14 protein-coding genes are annotated in these 15,387 nt (G+C 61.8%); 10 read left to right on the top strand and 4 right to left on the bottom strand.

Going from position 1 to position 15,387, the window contains the following annotated elements:
- Window positions 1-793: 793 nt before the first annotated feature.
- Window positions 794-2,035 carry an MFS transporter gene (locus J7E80_RS20270; RefSeq protein ID WP_215054020.1) on the bottom strand — a complete coding sequence of 414 codons (1,242 nt, stop codon included), beginning with the start codon at window positions 2,033-2,035 and terminating at the stop codon, window positions 794-796.
- Between the two features lie 79 nt (window positions 2,036-2,114).
- On the opposite strand from J7E80_RS20270, the gene J7E80_RS20265 reads away from it, so the two are divergent.
- The 10 genes from J7E80_RS20265 to J7E80_RS20225 all read left to right on the top strand — a co-directional run bounded on the left by J7E80_RS20265 (window position 2,115) and on the right by J7E80_RS20225 (window position 11,792).
- The gene (locus J7E80_RS20265) at window positions 2,115-2,492 is read left to right on the top strand and encodes a helix-turn-helix transcriptional regulator (RefSeq protein WP_215054019.1); all 378 of its coding nucleotides are present in this window, start codon (window positions 2,115-2,117) and stop codon (window positions 2,490-2,492) included.
- A gap of 797 nt (window positions 2,493-3,289) precedes the next feature.
- A complete protein-coding gene (locus J7E80_RS20260) occupies window positions 3,290-4,663 on the top strand; it encodes an SLC13 family permease (protein ID WP_215054018.1) in 1,374 nt (457 codons plus the stop codon).
- A 457-nt stretch (window positions 4,664-5,120) separates the two neighbouring features.
- Window positions 5,121-5,375 carry a hypothetical protein gene (locus J7E80_RS20255; protein WP_396020818.1) on the top strand — a complete coding sequence of 85 codons (255 nt, stop codon included), beginning with the start codon at window positions 5,121-5,123 and terminating at the stop codon, window positions 5,373-5,375.
- Between the two features lie 60 nt (window positions 5,376-5,435).
- The gene (locus J7E80_RS20250) at window positions 5,436-6,101 is read left to right on the top strand and encodes a response regulator transcription factor (protein ID WP_215054017.1); all 666 of its coding nucleotides are present in this window, start codon (window positions 5,436-5,438) and stop codon (window positions 6,099-6,101) included.
- Window positions 6,098-7,567, top strand: a complete 1,470-nt coding sequence (locus J7E80_RS24020) for a HAMP domain-containing sensor histidine kinase (RefSeq protein ID WP_215054016.1) — start codon at window positions 6,098-6,100, stop codon at window positions 7,565-7,567. The genes J7E80_RS20250 and J7E80_RS24020 overlap by 4 nt, the downstream gene beginning before the upstream one ends.
- Window positions 7,564-8,511, top strand: a complete 948-nt coding sequence (locus J7E80_RS20240; protein ID WP_215054015.1) for a TAXI family TRAP transporter solute-binding subunit — start codon at window positions 7,564-7,566, stop codon at window positions 8,509-8,511. Before J7E80_RS24020 ends, J7E80_RS20240 begins: the two co-directional genes overlap by 4 nt.
- A 108-nt stretch (window positions 8,512-8,619) precedes the next feature.
- Complete coding sequence (locus tag J7E80_RS24015) at window positions 8,620-8,877, top strand: GntR family transcriptional regulator (RefSeq protein WP_251037145.1); 258 nt, start codon at window positions 8,620-8,622, stop codon at window positions 8,875-8,877.
- A gap of 90 nt (window positions 8,878-8,967) precedes the next feature.
- Complete coding sequence (locus tag J7E80_RS24010) at window positions 8,968-9,249, top strand: FCD domain-containing protein (protein WP_311380900.1); 282 nt, start codon at window positions 8,968-8,970, stop codon at window positions 9,247-9,249.
- Between the two features lie 263 nt (window positions 9,250-9,512).
- The gene (locus J7E80_RS20230) at window positions 9,513-10,940 is read left to right on the top strand and encodes an MFS transporter (RefSeq protein ID WP_215054014.1); all 1,428 of its coding nucleotides are present in this window, start codon (window positions 9,513-9,515) and stop codon (window positions 10,938-10,940) included.
- A 270-nt stretch (window positions 10,941-11,210) separates the two neighbouring features.
- Window positions 11,211-11,792 carry a recombinase family protein gene (locus J7E80_RS20225; protein ID WP_215054013.1) on the top strand — a complete coding sequence of 194 codons (582 nt, stop codon included), beginning with the start codon at window positions 11,211-11,213 and terminating at the stop codon, window positions 11,790-11,792.
- A gap of 39 nt (window positions 11,793-11,831) precedes the next feature.
- On the opposite strand, the gene J7E80_RS20220 is transcribed toward J7E80_RS20225, so the two are convergent.
- The 3 genes from J7E80_RS20220 to J7E80_RS20210 form a co-directional block, all read right to left on the bottom strand.
- Window positions 11,832-12,893, bottom strand: a complete 1,062-nt coding sequence (locus J7E80_RS20220; protein ID WP_215054012.1) for a YhcG family protein — start codon at window positions 12,891-12,893, stop codon at window positions 11,832-11,834.
- Window positions 12,894-13,005: 112 nt separating this feature from the next.
- Complete coding sequence (locus tag J7E80_RS20215) at window positions 13,006-13,764, bottom strand: hypothetical protein (RefSeq protein WP_215054011.1); 759 nt, start codon at window positions 13,762-13,764, stop codon at window positions 13,006-13,008.
- Window positions 13,765-13,773: 9 nt separating this feature from the next.
- Window positions 13,774-15,381: a relaxase/mobilization nuclease domain-containing protein gene (locus J7E80_RS20210; RefSeq protein ID WP_215054010.1), complete on the bottom strand. Its 1,608-nt coding sequence runs from the start codon at window positions 15,379-15,381 to the stop codon at window positions 13,774-13,776.
- Between the last annotated feature and the right edge of the window lie 6 nt (window positions 15,382-15,387).

The raw sequence follows: 15,387 nt of genomic DNA, 5'->3' as shown, positions 1-15,387 counted from the left end.
TTCAGATGAACTTCGTCGTTCGAGATACTCAATCGTATCGGTAACCCGAAACTGACTTCGTAGTTACGAATGCAAGTTTCATCGCTTGTGCGTTGCGTGTCAAGGACCATCGTTGTCTACGTCTCTAGATGACGTGTCGAAGCGGACCTTTTGAGGCTTTGCTTCCCGCGGAGGCCGTACGAAAGCAGGATTCGTAGTCCCGTTTTGTGATTCGAAGATGGTGGTGGACTATGCAGCTCTTGTTGCCGCGTGTTTCCGTCGTTATGCACGTAGCTCTGATTTCTTGGCGATGTTTCGGGTGACCCAGGAGGCCTTTTTTGCCCTCCGGTGCACTGTTGAGCTGCGTGCCGTTACGAGTCCCGGAAGGCCAAAATGGTGCCGTGGGTGGATATCCCTGCGTGCTCTCTGCCCGCTCTGCCCGTTGCAGGCCCGGCAACGACTACCAGACGCAGACACCACCGGGCCGTTCACACTGCATGTGGAACATCGGTTAGGAGAGATCCGCCGGCGGTGACGCCTAGGACAGCCCAGGGCTGGGTGCGCTGTAGGCGCGATCCTTTTAGGCATCGTCCGGCTCTTCTTCCGACAAGGGGTTTGGCGATGCAAGCGACCTGGACGACATCCCAATCTCCACACCCCGGCTTCGTCCCCCCGGCACGTTTGACCGCCGACGCCAGTTCGAACTCGAACTCAGTCGATACGGTGCCGATTAGGAGCCGACGCATCTCAGCCCGAGAAACCGATCCCAGTTGCCTTACCCGTCTCTTTGCCATTCAGCTACCGCTGTCGTGCACTACGTTCGTTGAAGTCGGCGGTGGACGAAAGCGAGGGCAGCTATGGACGCTGCGGTCAGTATGGTGGCGAAGGCGGTTGCACCTGTTCCGAGGCCGGCGCCGTCGATGAGGAATCCGGTGGCAACAGGGATGAGTCCGGCCGATATGTACCCGCCGATATTGAGAATGGAGTTCGCCTCGGCGCGGTAAGTGCCAGGCACCTGTGTGCCGATAAGGGTGAGCCCGCCAAGCTGCCCCAACCCCTGTCCGGCGCCGGCCAAGGCGGCGGAGATGACGAGGAATGCTGCCTGGGAGGCATTGACTGCGATTACCAAAGTGATCATCGCCGCAATGGTGGCGGTCGAACCCAGCAAGAAGATCGTCCGGACGCAGAGTCTGCTGACGGCGAGCTGGACGCCGGTAGCAGTTAGGAACATGATGCAGGCCATGCTGCCAGCAATGAGGGGACTGCTGACGTTGAGCAGTTTTGCGAGCAGGGAAGGCCCTAGGGAGAGCACAAAGGATGTGGCGGTGATGCCCGGCGCAAACATAACCATGCCGTATAGCAGGTGCATCTGGTACTGGTGAGGGACCTGTGGCAGTCGCCACACGCCCTTCGTGGCGTCCTCAAGTGCTGCCCGTTCGCGGTGGCCCTTCAAGGGAAGTGTTCCGGCAACGACCAGCGCGCTGGCAAGGATGATCAGCTCGGTAGTGAACAGCGGCAGGACTGGGTCAGGAGAGATTTGAGCGAAAGTGCCTGCAAGTAGGGGGCCTAGGCCCGCACCAAGAACCATGGCGACGGACGCGGCGAGCGAGGCCTGCCTTTTCCGGGCGGGCCCGCCCAAGTCGACTACAGCCGCCATTCCAGCCGACACAATCACGCCGACGGCGATCCCCGTGAGAAACCGCGCGAGCCCAAGAAGGAGGACGGAGTCGGCGATTGCGAAGAGGAGACAAGCTACGATCGCGAGTACCAGGCCGGGTATCAGGACGGGTTTGCGGCCCAACCGGTCCGCGAGCTGGCCAGCAATTAGGAGTGTCAGCAACAGACCAGCGATATAAGCGGCGAAAATCAGCGTCAGGGTCCCGGCGGAGAATCCCAGCTGCGCCTGCCATCGAACGTATAGCGGCGTTGGTGAATTCGAGAGCGCAAAGACGGCCGTTACGAGGAACGCGCCCGAGATCATCTGCCGACGTTTGGGCTGCTGTGGCGTGGCGCCGGGTTCTCCTGTCGCCCTGTCGGTGTTGGCGGTTGTGGTCATAGAACTCTCCGTTGAAATGTACGAGTTTTCTCGAACAGTACCAGTTTGACAAAACTCGTACAAGAAGTATCTTTATGCCATGCCCCCACCGTCCAATTCCGCAAGGCCCAATGGCAAGGGTCTGATTGAACTGCCCGACCCGCTCCCTGAACCCGCCGAGGGGGAGCTGAAGCTGGAAGCCGTCTTTGCCGCCTTGGCCGATCCCTTGAGGCTCACTATTGTCCGCAAGCTCATGCTCGAGGCCGAAGCCTACGACCACACCTGTGGCTGGTTCGGATTCGACCGCCCTAAATCAACACTCACCCACCACTTTCGGGCTCTCCGTGACGCCGGACTCATCCAGCAACGCCAATATGGCTTGGAACGGCGCAGTAGACTCCGCACGGAAGACCTCAACAGACGCTTCCCCGGACTGCTCGATTTGATCCGCGCCTGGAAGCCGTCCAGCAACGGTTGAGCGATCAGGCCTGGCCTGTACGCGTGGGTCATCCCGCCAATATCCCACCTCCAGCAGAAAGGGCCCGGCTCATAAGCGGGGTCCTTTGCCTTGTGTGCGGTCATATGGTTTTCTGGGACACCCTGACGGGAGTTTCAGTTTGCTGACTTTTCCCAGAGACTCGACATCGGTCTTCAATCTGACGTCCATGCACTGCAAAAAGCACCGGTTGCTCCTCTGCTTCCGGGTTGTCATCGCTAAAGGGGGCTGCAGCCGGTACTCTCTGCCGGCTTCGGCGGCTGGCCCAGGTTCCACGGGTGGGCAGGGGGCGCGGAGCCGACTCTCTCCGCCGTCTCGCGACCCTATCGACGTCAGCCGGCACCTCGGCTCCGCCTAGAAGTAGTGGCGAGGGACGATTCGGGAGGTTTCCAGATTCGCAAGTCGCGTTGCTTCCCGATGATCTCGAAAATTACCGGGGCGTTCAGTCGCTGCGCAGGCGGGCGCCAAGATTTCATCTTCCCTGTCACCGCGAACCAAAAGCTTGATTTTGTGTCCGTTTCGCGCACTTCGCCTCCTTTGAGTATCTGGAATCATACTGGAAAACTTCGGAGCTGGATCCGTATTTGCGGAATAGTCCGGACCATCAGGCGGTGTCAAGCACTTTAGTGTGCCCCTCTTGACAGTCCAACATGACGTGGGGCACACTCGGTTCGATTCGTAATTGCGAATATCACTTCGGCTAACCGTCCGAGTCCTCACTCTAGGAGCTCGTGGTCGCCGAACCTCAACTGTCGCTCCACCCTAATCTTCGAGGCCTTATGTCCCCTGAATTGATATCGATCACCGTTTTGATCGCTCTGTTCCTTATAGGAACCATCCGATCCGTGAACATGGGCGTTCTCGGCTTCGTGGCCGCCTTCGCGGTAGGCATCCCAGTAGTAGGAATGACGAACAAGGAAGTTATCGCGGGCTTTCCGGGTGAACTCTTCCTGGCTCTGCTGGGTCTCACTTTCCTCTTTGGTTTCGCCCAGTTAAGCGGAAGCATTGACCTGCTGGTGCAATGGAGCCTGAAATTAGTCCGTGGCAAAGTCGCCGCGTCCCCTTGGGTCTTTTTTGCACTGGCAACCCTGCTAATGTCGGTCGGCGCGGTGTTCTCTGTCGCGATCATTGCGCCGTTGGCCATCCCGTTCGCCCGCCGTTTCAAGATCAACCAACTCATGATGGGCATGATGGTGGTTCACGGGGCCCTCGCGGGCGCGTTCTCCCCGATCAGCGTATACGGCGCCTTCATCGACAGTTATCTCACGAAAGCCGCCCTCCCGACCGATCCCCTCGTGCTCTTCTTCGCGCCCCTGGTTTTTAACACCGTCGTCGCCGCAATCCTGTACTTCGCCATGGGTGGCCACAAAGCCAAAGGTCTGATGATCAACGGCAAAGGCCTCGACAATGGCGTCGCCGCATCCGGCGGCCATGCTGTCATCGCCAAGACTCCCGGCGGGGCATCGTCATACCCCTCGGGGGGAGGCATCGCCGTTGCAGCCCCCGCACAGCCACAGGCTGGTCCTCGGCTGCAGCCGTCAGTATCCCGTCCGAAGCCCACCCTCTATCAAATGGTTACGCTGGCCGCCTTGGCCACCTTGGCAGTGGGAACCGTCGCCTTCGACCTGGATATCGGAGTCCTCTCGATGAGCCTCGCCTTGGTCCTGGCCATCATCAACCCACCCGCTGCTAAGAACGCAATGAACAAAGTCAGCTGGCCTACAGCTGTACTGGTTTGCGGCATCCTCACGTTCATCAACGTCCTGCAGACAGCCGGCACCGTCGAGTTCGTCAGCTCCGGGATTTCGAGCATTGGCATCCCCCTTCTCGCCGCCATGTTGCTCTGTTATCTCGCAGGCGCCACTTCGGCGGTAGCTTCTTCGCTGGGTATCATCAGTGTCGCCATTGCCTTGGCCGTGCCGTTCCTGGAATCCAGCACCATCAATCCCATTGCATTTGTGGCGGCTCTCGCAATAGCTGCCACCGTTGTGGACGTCAGCCCCTTCTCAACAAACGGAGCACTTGTCCTCGCGAACGTCGATGAGGACGATCGGGACAAGTTCTACCGCCAGATGCTGGGTTATGCGGGAATTGTCGTTGCCGCCGGCCCCGGACTCGCATGGCTGGCAATTTTGCTTCCCAGCTCGCTCTAAGTGCGAAGCGCTTGCCGTCTCACCCTCCCGAGTTCACGCGCACTTCGTCGCCGGGCTAAGTAGCAGCCCCGGAGGCCGACTGCGGATATCGCAGCCGGCCTCTGGTGCTATCCCTTGTGCTGCGCCTAGGCAAGACGGAGTGCGCAACTGCTGGGGCACGGTTTGCCGTGTCGCTTTTGCGACTACGCGCCCTGCTCAGATGTCTGGTCGCCTGTGTGCGTAAGGAACCTACCGTTCTGCCGAATGTCTCCCCGAGAAGGGCCGGGGACAGGGGGCAATACTCGCACCTAAATCCTCAGCAGCGTGGCCGCGGTCCAGTTCCAAGAGGTTTGAGACACGTGTCCATCTCCTTTGGCAAGTCCGGGCGCAGCCGATCACGTCAGGAAGCCAAGGAACGCATCTTTGAAAACACCGGCCTCGGCAAACTGCCGTTCTTCGACTTCGCCGCGAACCAGGCTTGGGCGAACATCGCAGCACTGGCCTTCAACCTGTCTCCTGGGTCCAGCTCGCCGCCCTCCCGGACGGCCACCGCGCCAAGGCCTGGGGCATCAAACGCTGGCGCTACCGGGTCTTCGCCATAGCCGGCAAAATCATCACCCGCGCCCGCCGTAACTATCTGTTGTTGCCGGAATCAGCGCCCGAAAAGGAACTTCTGAAACTGCTACTGGAGAACACCGGCCGCCTAAAACGACTCCTGCCCGCCCCCGGCTGAGCGGGCACCCATCCCTGTCCCGACGACCAGCCCCCTCTGACCCAGTGGAAGGAACCAGACATGCGCATTGGCGTTGTCGAAGACGACGACGGCGTAGCCAGCGCGATGGTCGACGCGCTCGAAGCCAACCGGATCACAGCCCATCGTATGTCGCGAGGCATCGAAATCCTGACCCGGCATCCTGACTTCGACCTCGTCCTGCTTGATCTGGGGCTTCCCGACATGGACGGCATCGAAGTGCTGCGCCGCCTCCGCCAGGTTTCAGCGGTACCGGTCATCGTCCTCACGGCCCGCGACGAAGAACGGTCGGTCGTCCGTGGCCTCCGGAACGGCGCCGACGACTACTTGGTCAAACCGGCCCGTATCACGGAGTTGCTGGCCCGAATCGGAGCCATACGACGGCGGGCCCAGCGGGCATCTGCGGCCAGCACGCATCTTCGAGAGTTCGGTGGCATCACTGTGGATCTGTCTGCCCGGTCATTGCAGATCTCCGGGACAACCATTGCCCTCACGACCAAGGAGTTTCAACTCCTCGAAATGTTGGTCGACAGCCCGGGAACGGCAGTCAGCCGCCAGCAGGTGATGGACCAGATCTGGGGCAACGCTTTCGTCGCCGTGTCACGCTCGCTCGATGTCCATATGACAGCGTTGCGCTCAAAGATCGGTCGTCCCGGTCTGATCGAGACAATCCGGGGCTTCGGCTACCGCTGGACCGGCGAGCCGTGAGAACCCGGCTGCTCCTGGTGCTGGCCATCCTTGGGGCGATTGTCGTGGCAGGATTCGCAGTCCCCCTGGCCCTGGCGTCGGCTGACCTCCGCACACGCCAGTTCGTCCTCAGCAAGGACGGGGACCTTCAACGGTTCGGGGACCTCGCAGACAGCTATGTTCGAAACAGCGGCACCGGGCTCCTGCTTGAGGAGATAGCTGCCTACAACGGTCTCTACGGTGACGCCGTGGCAGTCGTCTCCACCCGAGGCGCTTCCCCCCGGGCCGATGGAACAACCTTGGACGATCCGGAAGTCTCCGCCGCCGTTGGGCGCGCACTGCGGAACGAACGCTCCTCCGGACTGGACCTGCTCACCCCATGGAGTCCACCGACAGCCGTTTTCGCCAAACCGATCGGAACCGGGGCACAGGTCAACGGCGCCGTGGTGATCGTCGCGTCCACTCAAAGCCCCCGCAACGACATCCTCCAGGCGTGGCTCCTCATCGGGATTGGTGCACTCGCCGCAGTGGCCTGCTTCGGTGTGCTGGCACTCGCTCTCAGCAGGTGGGTCCTCCGGCCCCTTGAAAAGGTGAGTCACCGTATGCAGGAACTTACCGGCAGTCTGCCCTTCGCACATGCTCTGACCTCCACGAGCGATGAACCGGCACACCTGCCGGATACCGCTGAGAGCGGCCCACCCGAATTCAGGCAGCTGTCCAAAGCCTTCGAAAGAATGGTCACCACCGTCCACACCTCCGCCGAAGCGCAAAGCAGGCTCATAGCAGACACCGCCCATCAGCTGAGAAATCCCATTACTGCGCTCCAGCTGCGCTTGGACCTGTTGGAACCGCACGTTCAAACCGAAGGCACCAAGAGCTACCGACGCGCAGTAGGCGAGGCCCTCCGGCTGGAAGAGATCCTCGACGATTTACTAGCCCTCTCCGTAGCCGAAACCCCTCGGGTACCACAAGCAAGCACCGAGTCCTGCCTCCCCTACATGGTCGCACTGGACAGGGCAGACACCTGGGCCGAAACCGCCGCCGCCTCAGACATGACCATTAAGGTACAGGATGGCCCGGCTGAGGACCCGGCATCTATAAACACCGGCGGCTTGGAACAGGCACTCGACGTCCTTCTGGACAACGCCTGCAAATATGCCGGCCCGGGTAGCACCGTGCGCATCTTCGTAGACTCGCTGCACCCTGCAGGAACAGCCGGAGGCTTGGTCGACGTCACCGTCACCGACGACGGCGCCGGCGTCTTGCCCTCCGAATTGAAATTGATCACCAGGAGGTTCTTCCGTGGCACCGTCACCAGCGCATCGCCCGAGAACGGCAAGGCTCCAAGTGGTACAGGCCTGGGCCTGTCCATCGTGGAAGCCCTCATTGAACGCAGCGGCGGCAGAGTAACAGGGCGGGAGACCCCCGGCGGCGGACTCACCATTGTGCTGTCGATACCTTCTGCCCGAGGGGGAATGGCCCGGTGACGTCCGTGAACCCCACCCGGATTACCCGACGGCGGTTGCTCACCGGGACAGTGGCCGCTGCGGCTGCCCTTCTGGCGGGAAGCTGCAGCGTACCGAAGCGCACGTTCAGCTTGGGCACTGCGGAACTCAGCGGCTTCTTCAACGACTTTGGGCACTCCCTGGTCGCTGCAATCGAGCGCGCTAACGCCGGGTTTACCCTCGAGCCAAAAATTACCGATGGCTCCGTGGAAAACCTTGAAAGCATCCTGACCGGGAAGCTCGACTTCTCCTTGGTGCTGGCCGACGTAGCCCTGACACAACGAGACCGTTTACACGCGGTGGGCAGGCTGTATCTGAATTATCTCCAGTTCGCAGTACCGGCTGATTCGCCCATCCGGAGCGTCTCTGATTTGGGCGGCAAGACCATCAGCCTCGGGGCCACCTCGGCCACCATCAGGGCCGGACGCCTGCTTCTGGAGGCAGGAGGCATGAAGGAAACTGATGTGAGCATCCGCGAAGTACCTGTTACCAAGGTTTTGGATGCGCTGGCGAGCGGCGAAGTGGACGCAGCACTCTTTGCCGGCGGTGTACCGCATCCGCAGATGGACACAAGCGGAGGCCGCGGCCCATCGTCTGGCATCAGGCTGCTGGACCTGGCCGCCGAGCAGCGGTTCCTCCAGGCCAAGTACGGGCCCGTGTACCAGCCGGTGACCCTACCCAAAAGCCTCTACTCGTCCGGAACCGAGATAGCTTCTGTAGGCATTTCGACTATTTTGCTTGCCAGGCCCGACCTCCCAAACGACGTAGTCAGCGGCGTCGTGGAGGTCCTGATCCGACGCTCCGCCGAATTGGTTCCACCCGGGACCGTAGGCATTCAGTTCTTGGATACACGTTCAATTATCTACACCTCCGGGATCCCCCTCCATACGGGAGCCGTTGAAGCCTATAAGAGAAACCATGCTTAGCGACATTCCGCTCAGGGAAGCTGGGCCAATTCTTTCCCGGCAATGCCGTAGTTTTTGAGTTGTAGCAAGGAGAAAGTGACGTGACCGAGCCAACGCGGGTTCATCCGCATGTCCGGCAGCCTTCGTCCCGGCACCTTAGTTCGCCCGGAGGTGCTGGCAGAAACACTCGAAATTTCCACAACCCCGGTGAGGGAGGCCCTGCAATCGCTGCGCGTTGAGGGATTCCTGGAGCTCGTGCCCCGTAAGGGCTTCCAAGTGGCTGCACTGACTGGAAATGACATACGAGACATCTTCAGGGTCCCGGCACTCATCGGGGGGACTTTGCAGCACGGGCCACACTCAACGCCACCGAGAAGGACCTTTTAGAACTGGAAGCACTGCACCATGAACTCATAGCGGCGGCAGCGCGGCACGACGACGAGCTGCTGGAAGAAAAAACCATGCCTTCCATCGCAAATCAACCTTCTGGCGGACTCGAGGAAAATCATCTGGGCAATGAGACTTGTCTCCCGCTACGTACCCCGGCGTTTCTACTCAAGTATCGAAGGATGGCCGAAAGCAACCGTAGATGACCACTCCAAACTCCTCGAAGCCATCCGTTCCAAGGATGCCGAGACGACCCGGAGAGAAATGGAAGAACACCTCATGCACGCCGGGGAACTGCTTGCTGCACATTTTGACGAGCGAATCGCCACGGAAGGAGCCAGTGACCAATCCATCGGCCTGGTCCGAGTTTAGGAGCGCTTATTGCAGATGCCTGCGCATCTCCCCACAGCTGGCTTAGCCGGGTTCGCAATGGCGGGCCCGGCTTTTTCGTAGCGTTTGGTGTTCTCGCAGACGGTTCTTTTGGCGGCCGCCTTAAGGGACGGCTAAGAAATCGCAGATTCCCTGTCCAGTGCGGGTGACCTCAGACACAGTGGACGTAGTTCAAAGGCGCAAGCCTCCGGAACGGCAGGCAGGGCAGTACACCTGGCAACACCGACAAGAACAAAGGAGTTCAAGTGAACACTCAAATCGCCGCACCCGCACCGATCAAGCCGCGGGTGGTCAGCAACGTCGTCAAAGGATGCCTGGGAAACCTGATCGAATGGTACGACTGGTTCGTTTACGCCTCTTTCAGCATCTACTTCGCTGCTGAATTTTTCCCAACCGGCAACGCGACCGCCCAGCTGCTGTCCACCGCCGCAGTCTTCGCCGTCGGATTCCTGATGCGCCCCTTGGGAGGCTGGCTGCTGGGCATGTACGCGGACCGCCACGGCCGTCGTAACGCACTGGCGGCATCCGTCCTGCTGATGAGCGCCGGATCGCTGATGATCGGGCTCACGCCATCATTCGACACCATCGGCATCTTCGCCCCCATCCTGCTCGTCGTCGCGAGGCTTGTCCAAGGCTTGAGCGTCGGAGGCGAGTTCGGTTCCAGCGCAACCTATCTTTCCGAGGTCGCGACCCCTGGCCGGCGCGGATTCTTCTCCAGTTTCCAGTACGTCTCCATTATCATCGGCCAACTCTTGGCCCTCCTGGCTATGATCCTGCTCCAGCGCCTCCTCAGCCCCGAACAAATGGGTGAGTGGGGATGGCGTATCCCGTTCATCATCGGCGCCGTCGCCGGCCTTCTCGTCATGGTGCTTCGCCGCTCTATGGACGAGTCCGAACACTACAAGCTCGAAAAGGCCCGCAGTGAAGCGGAGACCGCAGCCTTCGGCAAGAAGCCCGTCGGCTCCCTGCGCGCCCTGCTCCAATACCCCAAGCAGCTCTTCGCCGTCTTCGCCCTGGCCATCGGCGGAACCGTCAGCTTCTACGTCTACACGACCTACATGCAGAAATACATGGTGAACACCTCAGGCATCGCCAAGGAAGATGCCAGCGTCATCAGCTTCGTAGCCCTCTTCATCTTCATGTTCCTGCAGCCACTGGTCGGCGGCCTGTCCGACCGCTACGGCCGGCGTAAGGTCATGCTGTTTTTCTCCATCGGCGGCACCATCATCACCGTGCCCGTGTTGACCATCCTCGCCAACACGACCAACGTCTTCGCCGCCTTCGGACTGATGATGTTCTGCCTCGTGTTCGTTTCCGGCTACACGGCCTGCGCTTCCATCATCAAAGCCGAAATGTTCCCCACCCGGGTCCGTGCCCTCGGCGTCGGACTCCCCCACGCCCTCGTCGCCGCAACCTTCGGCGGAACTGTCGAGCCCATTGGTTTGGCCCTGAAGCAGGTCGGCATGGAATCGACCTTCTTCTGGTATATCACCGGCTGCATCGCCCTGACACTGATCGCAGCAACGATGATCAAGGAGCCATCCAAGAACTCAAGCCTTGAGGCAGACCTAGCGTCGGCTTCCCCGGCGGACGGCGCTGTTGGCGCAGAAGCCCCCTTGAGCTCCGAAATGCCGGCCGCCCGCAAGGTTCCCGTCAAGGCTTCCAGGAGCTAGCTGACCCTACCGGCGCAATGCCGACCGCACCTCACAGAAATGGCCGCTCTCCGACGGGAGAGCGGCCATTTCTGCTGCCGTGCCGGACTAGTCGAACTGTCGCGGTCCGTGGCCACATCAGGCCGTCGCGTATAACGGTCCCCCAGCGCGACGCATTGCGGCCACTCCCGTAGCGCAGGCTTTCGGTGTGAATACTGCCCTCTCAATGTGCGTATGCCGTGCCCGAGAAAACTGCCCGCTGACGGTGGCTCAAGTACTACACTGGCGCCCATGAGCGCCCACCTCGTCGGGTACGCCCGGGTGTCCACGAATGAGCAGGACCTCACTGTCCAACGTAATGGACTGATGGCACTCGGGGTGCCGACTGAACGGATCTACGTTGACCATGGGCTGACCGGCACGAGCCGCGACAGGCCGGGGCTTCGGGAAGCTATGGCCGCGGTCCGGGCAGGAGACACCTTGGTCGTCACCAAGCTCGACCGTCTCGCCAGGTCACTCCCCGACGCTAGGGACATCGTCGAGGACCTCACCCGGCGTGAAGTGAAGCTCAGCATCGGCGGATCCATCCACGACCCCCTGGATCCGGTCGGCCGGCTGCTCTTCAACGTCCTTGCGATGGTGGCAGAATTCGAAGCGGACCTCATCCGCGCGCGAACTCGCGAAGGCATGCAGCTCGCCAAAGCCAGAGGCCGCCTGCGCGGCAAACAGCCCAAACTCAGCAAGAACCAGGAAGCCCTCGTGGTAGCCCTCTACAAGGGAGGGCAACACACGACTGTCGAGATCGCCGACATCTTCAAGGTCGCCCGAAGCACGGTGTACCGCATCGTCCAGCGAACACCACCTACCGACTAACTCCTAATTGATTGCCAAGGGCTGATCCGAGAGCCGGGCTCAGCCGTCGACCTTCCCTTCAGCCTCTTGAGTGTCGGCGGCCCATTCCAGCGCGGCAGTGAGGTGGTCTTCATCGGGCAGCGTCTGCTGTTCCCCGGGAGGTAATTTGTCGTAGGTGTATGCGGCCACGGCCATGGGCGAGGTCGAGCGTCCGAGGCTGTACCGGACGATGCGGTCGTTCTTGGTACCGCAGATGAGGATGCCGATGGTTTCGTTGTGGTGGTCGCGCCGGAGCATGTCGTCAACGAGGGCGACGTAGAAGTTGAGCTTGCCGGCGTATTCCGGCTGGAACTTGCCGGTTTTGAGCTCGATGACGACGTACCGGGATTGCTCAATGTGGAAGAAGAGCAGATCCACCCAGTACTCTTCGCCGTCCACGTTGAAGTGAACCTGTCGGCCGACGAATGCGAAGCCAGGGCCGAGTTCGCGCAGTGTCTCGGTGATCCTGCTGGTTAATGCGTTCTCCAGATCGCGTTCGGCGACTTCACCGGAAAGGCCGAGGAACTCGAAGTTGTAGGGGTCTTTGGCCATTTGCTGGGCCAGCTCGGAATCCGGGGCAGCAAGCTGACGGGTGAAGTTCGAGGGAGCGGCGCCGGTTCGCTCCATTGAGCGGTTCATCATCATGTTCAGCAGGACGTTACGGGACCACCCGTACTGCACCGCCGCGGCGGCATACCAGTTCCGCTCCTCGGCAGTGGCAGCCTTGTCCAGGATCGTTCTGATGTGACCCCACGGCAAATGTGCCACAGTCTGTGGCACATTTGGACTCATGCCACCCCAGGCGCGCACCATTGCTGTCATGTACTGCAGGTTCCTGGCGGAGAGGCCCTTCATATCCGGAAACGATGTACGCAGATCGTTGGCCAGCCGGTTGATGACCCCACTGCCCCACCCTTGCCTGTCCTGACGGGCCAGAATGTCCCTGCCAAGAGACCAATAGAGCTCGATCAGCAAGGTGTTGACGGTCCGTTGGGCCTGGATCCTGGCGTCTGAAACACGTGTTCTCAGCGCCTCGAGCAGCTCCACATAGTCTGCCGGCAGGTCAATTTCGGAGGACGTCATGCATCCCACCCTACCGATCCTCAATTGCGCCACAGGCTGTGGCACAATTCCCGCACCCTCTCCTGAGGAGAGGGACGAACCTGCCTCCGCAGCAGTGCGATAGGCGCGCCACTTATCGTTCGAGTCCGCCGCGTTCGAGTGTCTTTCCCTTGCTGACCTGCTTGGCCATCTTTGATGTCGTGGCCAGGGAGGGCTTGTGCGCCACGGCCGCCGTCGCCGGTGTTCCCTGGTGTTTGTCAGCCAGGAGGCGGGCGTTGACCGCTTCGCGGTCTCCTTTGCCTTCGAGGCTTTCGGCGAGCTGTTGCCGGCGCTCTGGGGAATCGTAGGCAGGTTCCGCCTGCGTCTGACCGGCCGCCTGGTCCTCTCTGTTCGCGCCTACCATGGCTGAGCCGGCGATCACTTCGTCGGTGCGCGCTGTTGAGGCTTTCGTCCGTTCTTTTTCGGCCTCGGAGCGGGCCTGCTGGGCGCGGGCTAGGGCTTCGGACACGGACCGTTCATCTGCTCCGGTGTTGTTCACATCGATGCCGTACCGGGACTGGACCTGGTCGCCGATTGTCTCTGCTGCCTGGGCGGCGATGGGGTCGTAGGTCTTCCATGCGGTGGCGGTCTCGTGGGCGCGTTCGATCATTGCGGGGGTGGCTTTGTCCCACCAGTCCTCCCGTGCAACGGGTGCCAGCTGGGCGCGGGCTGCTGCGCGTTGGGCGTCGAAGCGTTCCTGGAGTTGCCGGGCCCGGTGTTCCTCGGCGGCCGCGATTGTGCGCTGGTCTTCCGCCCGCATCCTGGCCAACTGTTCGCCGATGCGGCTGGCGACCATGAGGCCGGTGCGCAGGGCTCCGTCTACTGCTTCGTCGATTCCGTCTGCTTCGCTCATGCTCTTCCCCTATCGCTCGATGCCTGGATTCGGATGGTGGTTTCGGTTGGGTTCGTCGGACCGGGTTGCTCCGGCTTGCTGCAGCACCTTTTCTGCCGTGGTGAGTGGTGGTGGGATGGGCGGGCCGCCGCCTCTGGAGCGTTCGGCGATGAGCCGGGCGCGGAGGGCTTCTTCGCTGGCTTCCGGGTGCTGTTGACGAAGGCTCTCCATCGTCACTGCCCGGGTTGTGGTGGTCTGGGTTGCGGCGCTGGCTTCGACGGCCTTGCTGGCGGCGATGACGGCCGCGGAGAGGCCGCGGACGCGGCGCAGGTCGTCGGTGGCTTTGTGCATGTCGTGGATGGCCCGGGCGGTCTGGGCGAGCTGGCGGAACAGCAGCGCGTACGCGGCCCGTTCGCTCTTGGACGTCGCCGCCAGCAGAATCATGCTGGCACCCCGCGCCGACGGCAACCCCACTGGGCGGCGGTTCGGGTAGCGGCGCAACTGCGCGGACTTGGCGAGCTCGCGTGCGGCGTCGGCCAGCGGCCCGGGGGTGGGTTCGATGCGCCTGGACCAGGCACCGAACGCTGCCGCTGTTTCGCGCGCTGCCTGGGCCCAGGCTGCGTGATCGGTGTGCGGGGTAGCAGCGAGTCTCTCACGCAAGGCGCTGACGTCATGGGCGTATTTTTCCCACAGCCCGACAGAGGGCTGCAGGGTTTCCTTGCCAGGTTTCACGGGGCGGCGGTTGCGCGCCGCGGCGTTCCATTCTGCGACAGCCTCGGTCGCTGTTTCGGGGGTGCTTTCCCAAACAGCACGGAGTTTGGGCAGGGCGAGGTCCCGGCCCAGGGAGTTGCCGCCGAACCACACGGCCCGCTCCCCTTTCCGGGGGCGTTCCGCGACGGAGTATCCGGTCACAACGTCGGTGCGGCCGGCAGCGTAACGGGGCCGGACGAGCAGGCCTTCCTGCCGTGCGCGGCGGACGAACTCTGCCTCGTCGGTGGCTGCTGCGGCGCAGGTGCGAACCGTCCGGGCGAGGCTGTGGCGCTCCACCTCAGGCAGCCCCTGGCGGGCGGCCTTCGCCTGTTCCGCCGGCGTGTACCCCCGCTCCGCACGGACGGCACCGAGTTCGTTGAGTCCGTATTTTTTCTCCAAGGCCCGGGCGGCCTGCTGGGACTTGTACTTGCTCTTCCAGCCGTTCCATTTGGTGCCGTCATCACGCACCATGGAGGCGACGATGTGGATGTGGTCGTTGCCGTTCTTGCTCAGCCCGTGACGGACGGCAACCCACCGCGCCGGGGCTTTCCCGCCGTCCCCGGTGAAGTCCATGTCCTTCATGAAGTCGGTCGCGATCGCACCCCACTGCCCGTCCGTGAGCTGTCCTTCTTCCGCGGCCAGGCTCAGTGAGCAGTGGAACACGTGGCCGCCGTCGACCTCGGTCTTGTAGAACTGCCGGGCCCGGTCCAGGGCGTTGGCGATGTCCAGGGCCGCGTCCCGGTTCAGTTCGTTGTCGTCGTGCCAGGCCAGAAGCGCGGAGTCACCGGCAACAAGGTGTGGTTCCTCGTGCTCATTGGCCCGGCCCGGGCCGGCGAGGTAGATCATCAGCCCGGCCATGCGGTCACCAACGGTGATGTTCGGAATCACCGGGCA

Origin of the sequence: Arthrobacter sp. ISL-28 (assembly GCF_018613875.1) — a bacterium.
Classification (GTDB): Bacteria; Actinomycetota; Actinomycetes; order Actinomycetales; family Micrococcaceae; genus Arthrobacter.
Note: the sequence above shows the minus strand (reverse complement) of the source record. Positions and strands in the feature narration are given on the sequence as shown.

Coding starts and splice junctions, on each gene's coding strand:
- J7E80_RS20270 (WP_215054020.1), bottom strand. CDS start 2,035: ATGACCACAACCGCCAACACCGACAGGGCGACAGGAGAACCCGGCGCC.
- J7E80_RS20265 (WP_215054019.1), top strand. CDS start 2,115: ATGCCCCCACCGTCCAATTCCGCAAGGCCCAATGGCAAGGGTCTGATT.
- J7E80_RS20260 (WP_215054018.1), top strand. CDS start 3,290: ATGTCCCCTGAATTGATATCGATCACCGTTTTGATCGCTCTGTTCCTT.
- J7E80_RS20250 (WP_215054017.1), top strand. CDS start 5,436: ATGCGCATTGGCGTTGTCGAAGACGACGACGGCGTAGCCAGCGCGATG.
- J7E80_RS24015 (WP_251037145.1), top strand. CDS start 8,620: ATGTCCGGCAGCCTTCGTCCCGGCACCTTAGTTCGCCCGGAGGTGCTG.
- J7E80_RS20225 (WP_215054013.1), top strand. CDS start 11,211: ATGAGCGCCCACCTCGTCGGGTACGCCCGGGTGTCCACGAATGAGCAG.
- J7E80_RS20220 (WP_215054012.1), bottom strand. CDS start 12,893: ATGACGTCCTCCGAAATTGACCTGCCGGCAGACTATGTGGAGCTGCTC.
- J7E80_RS20215 (WP_215054011.1), bottom strand. CDS start 13,764: ATGAGCGAAGCAGACGGAATCGACGAAGCAGTAGACGGAGCCCTGCGC.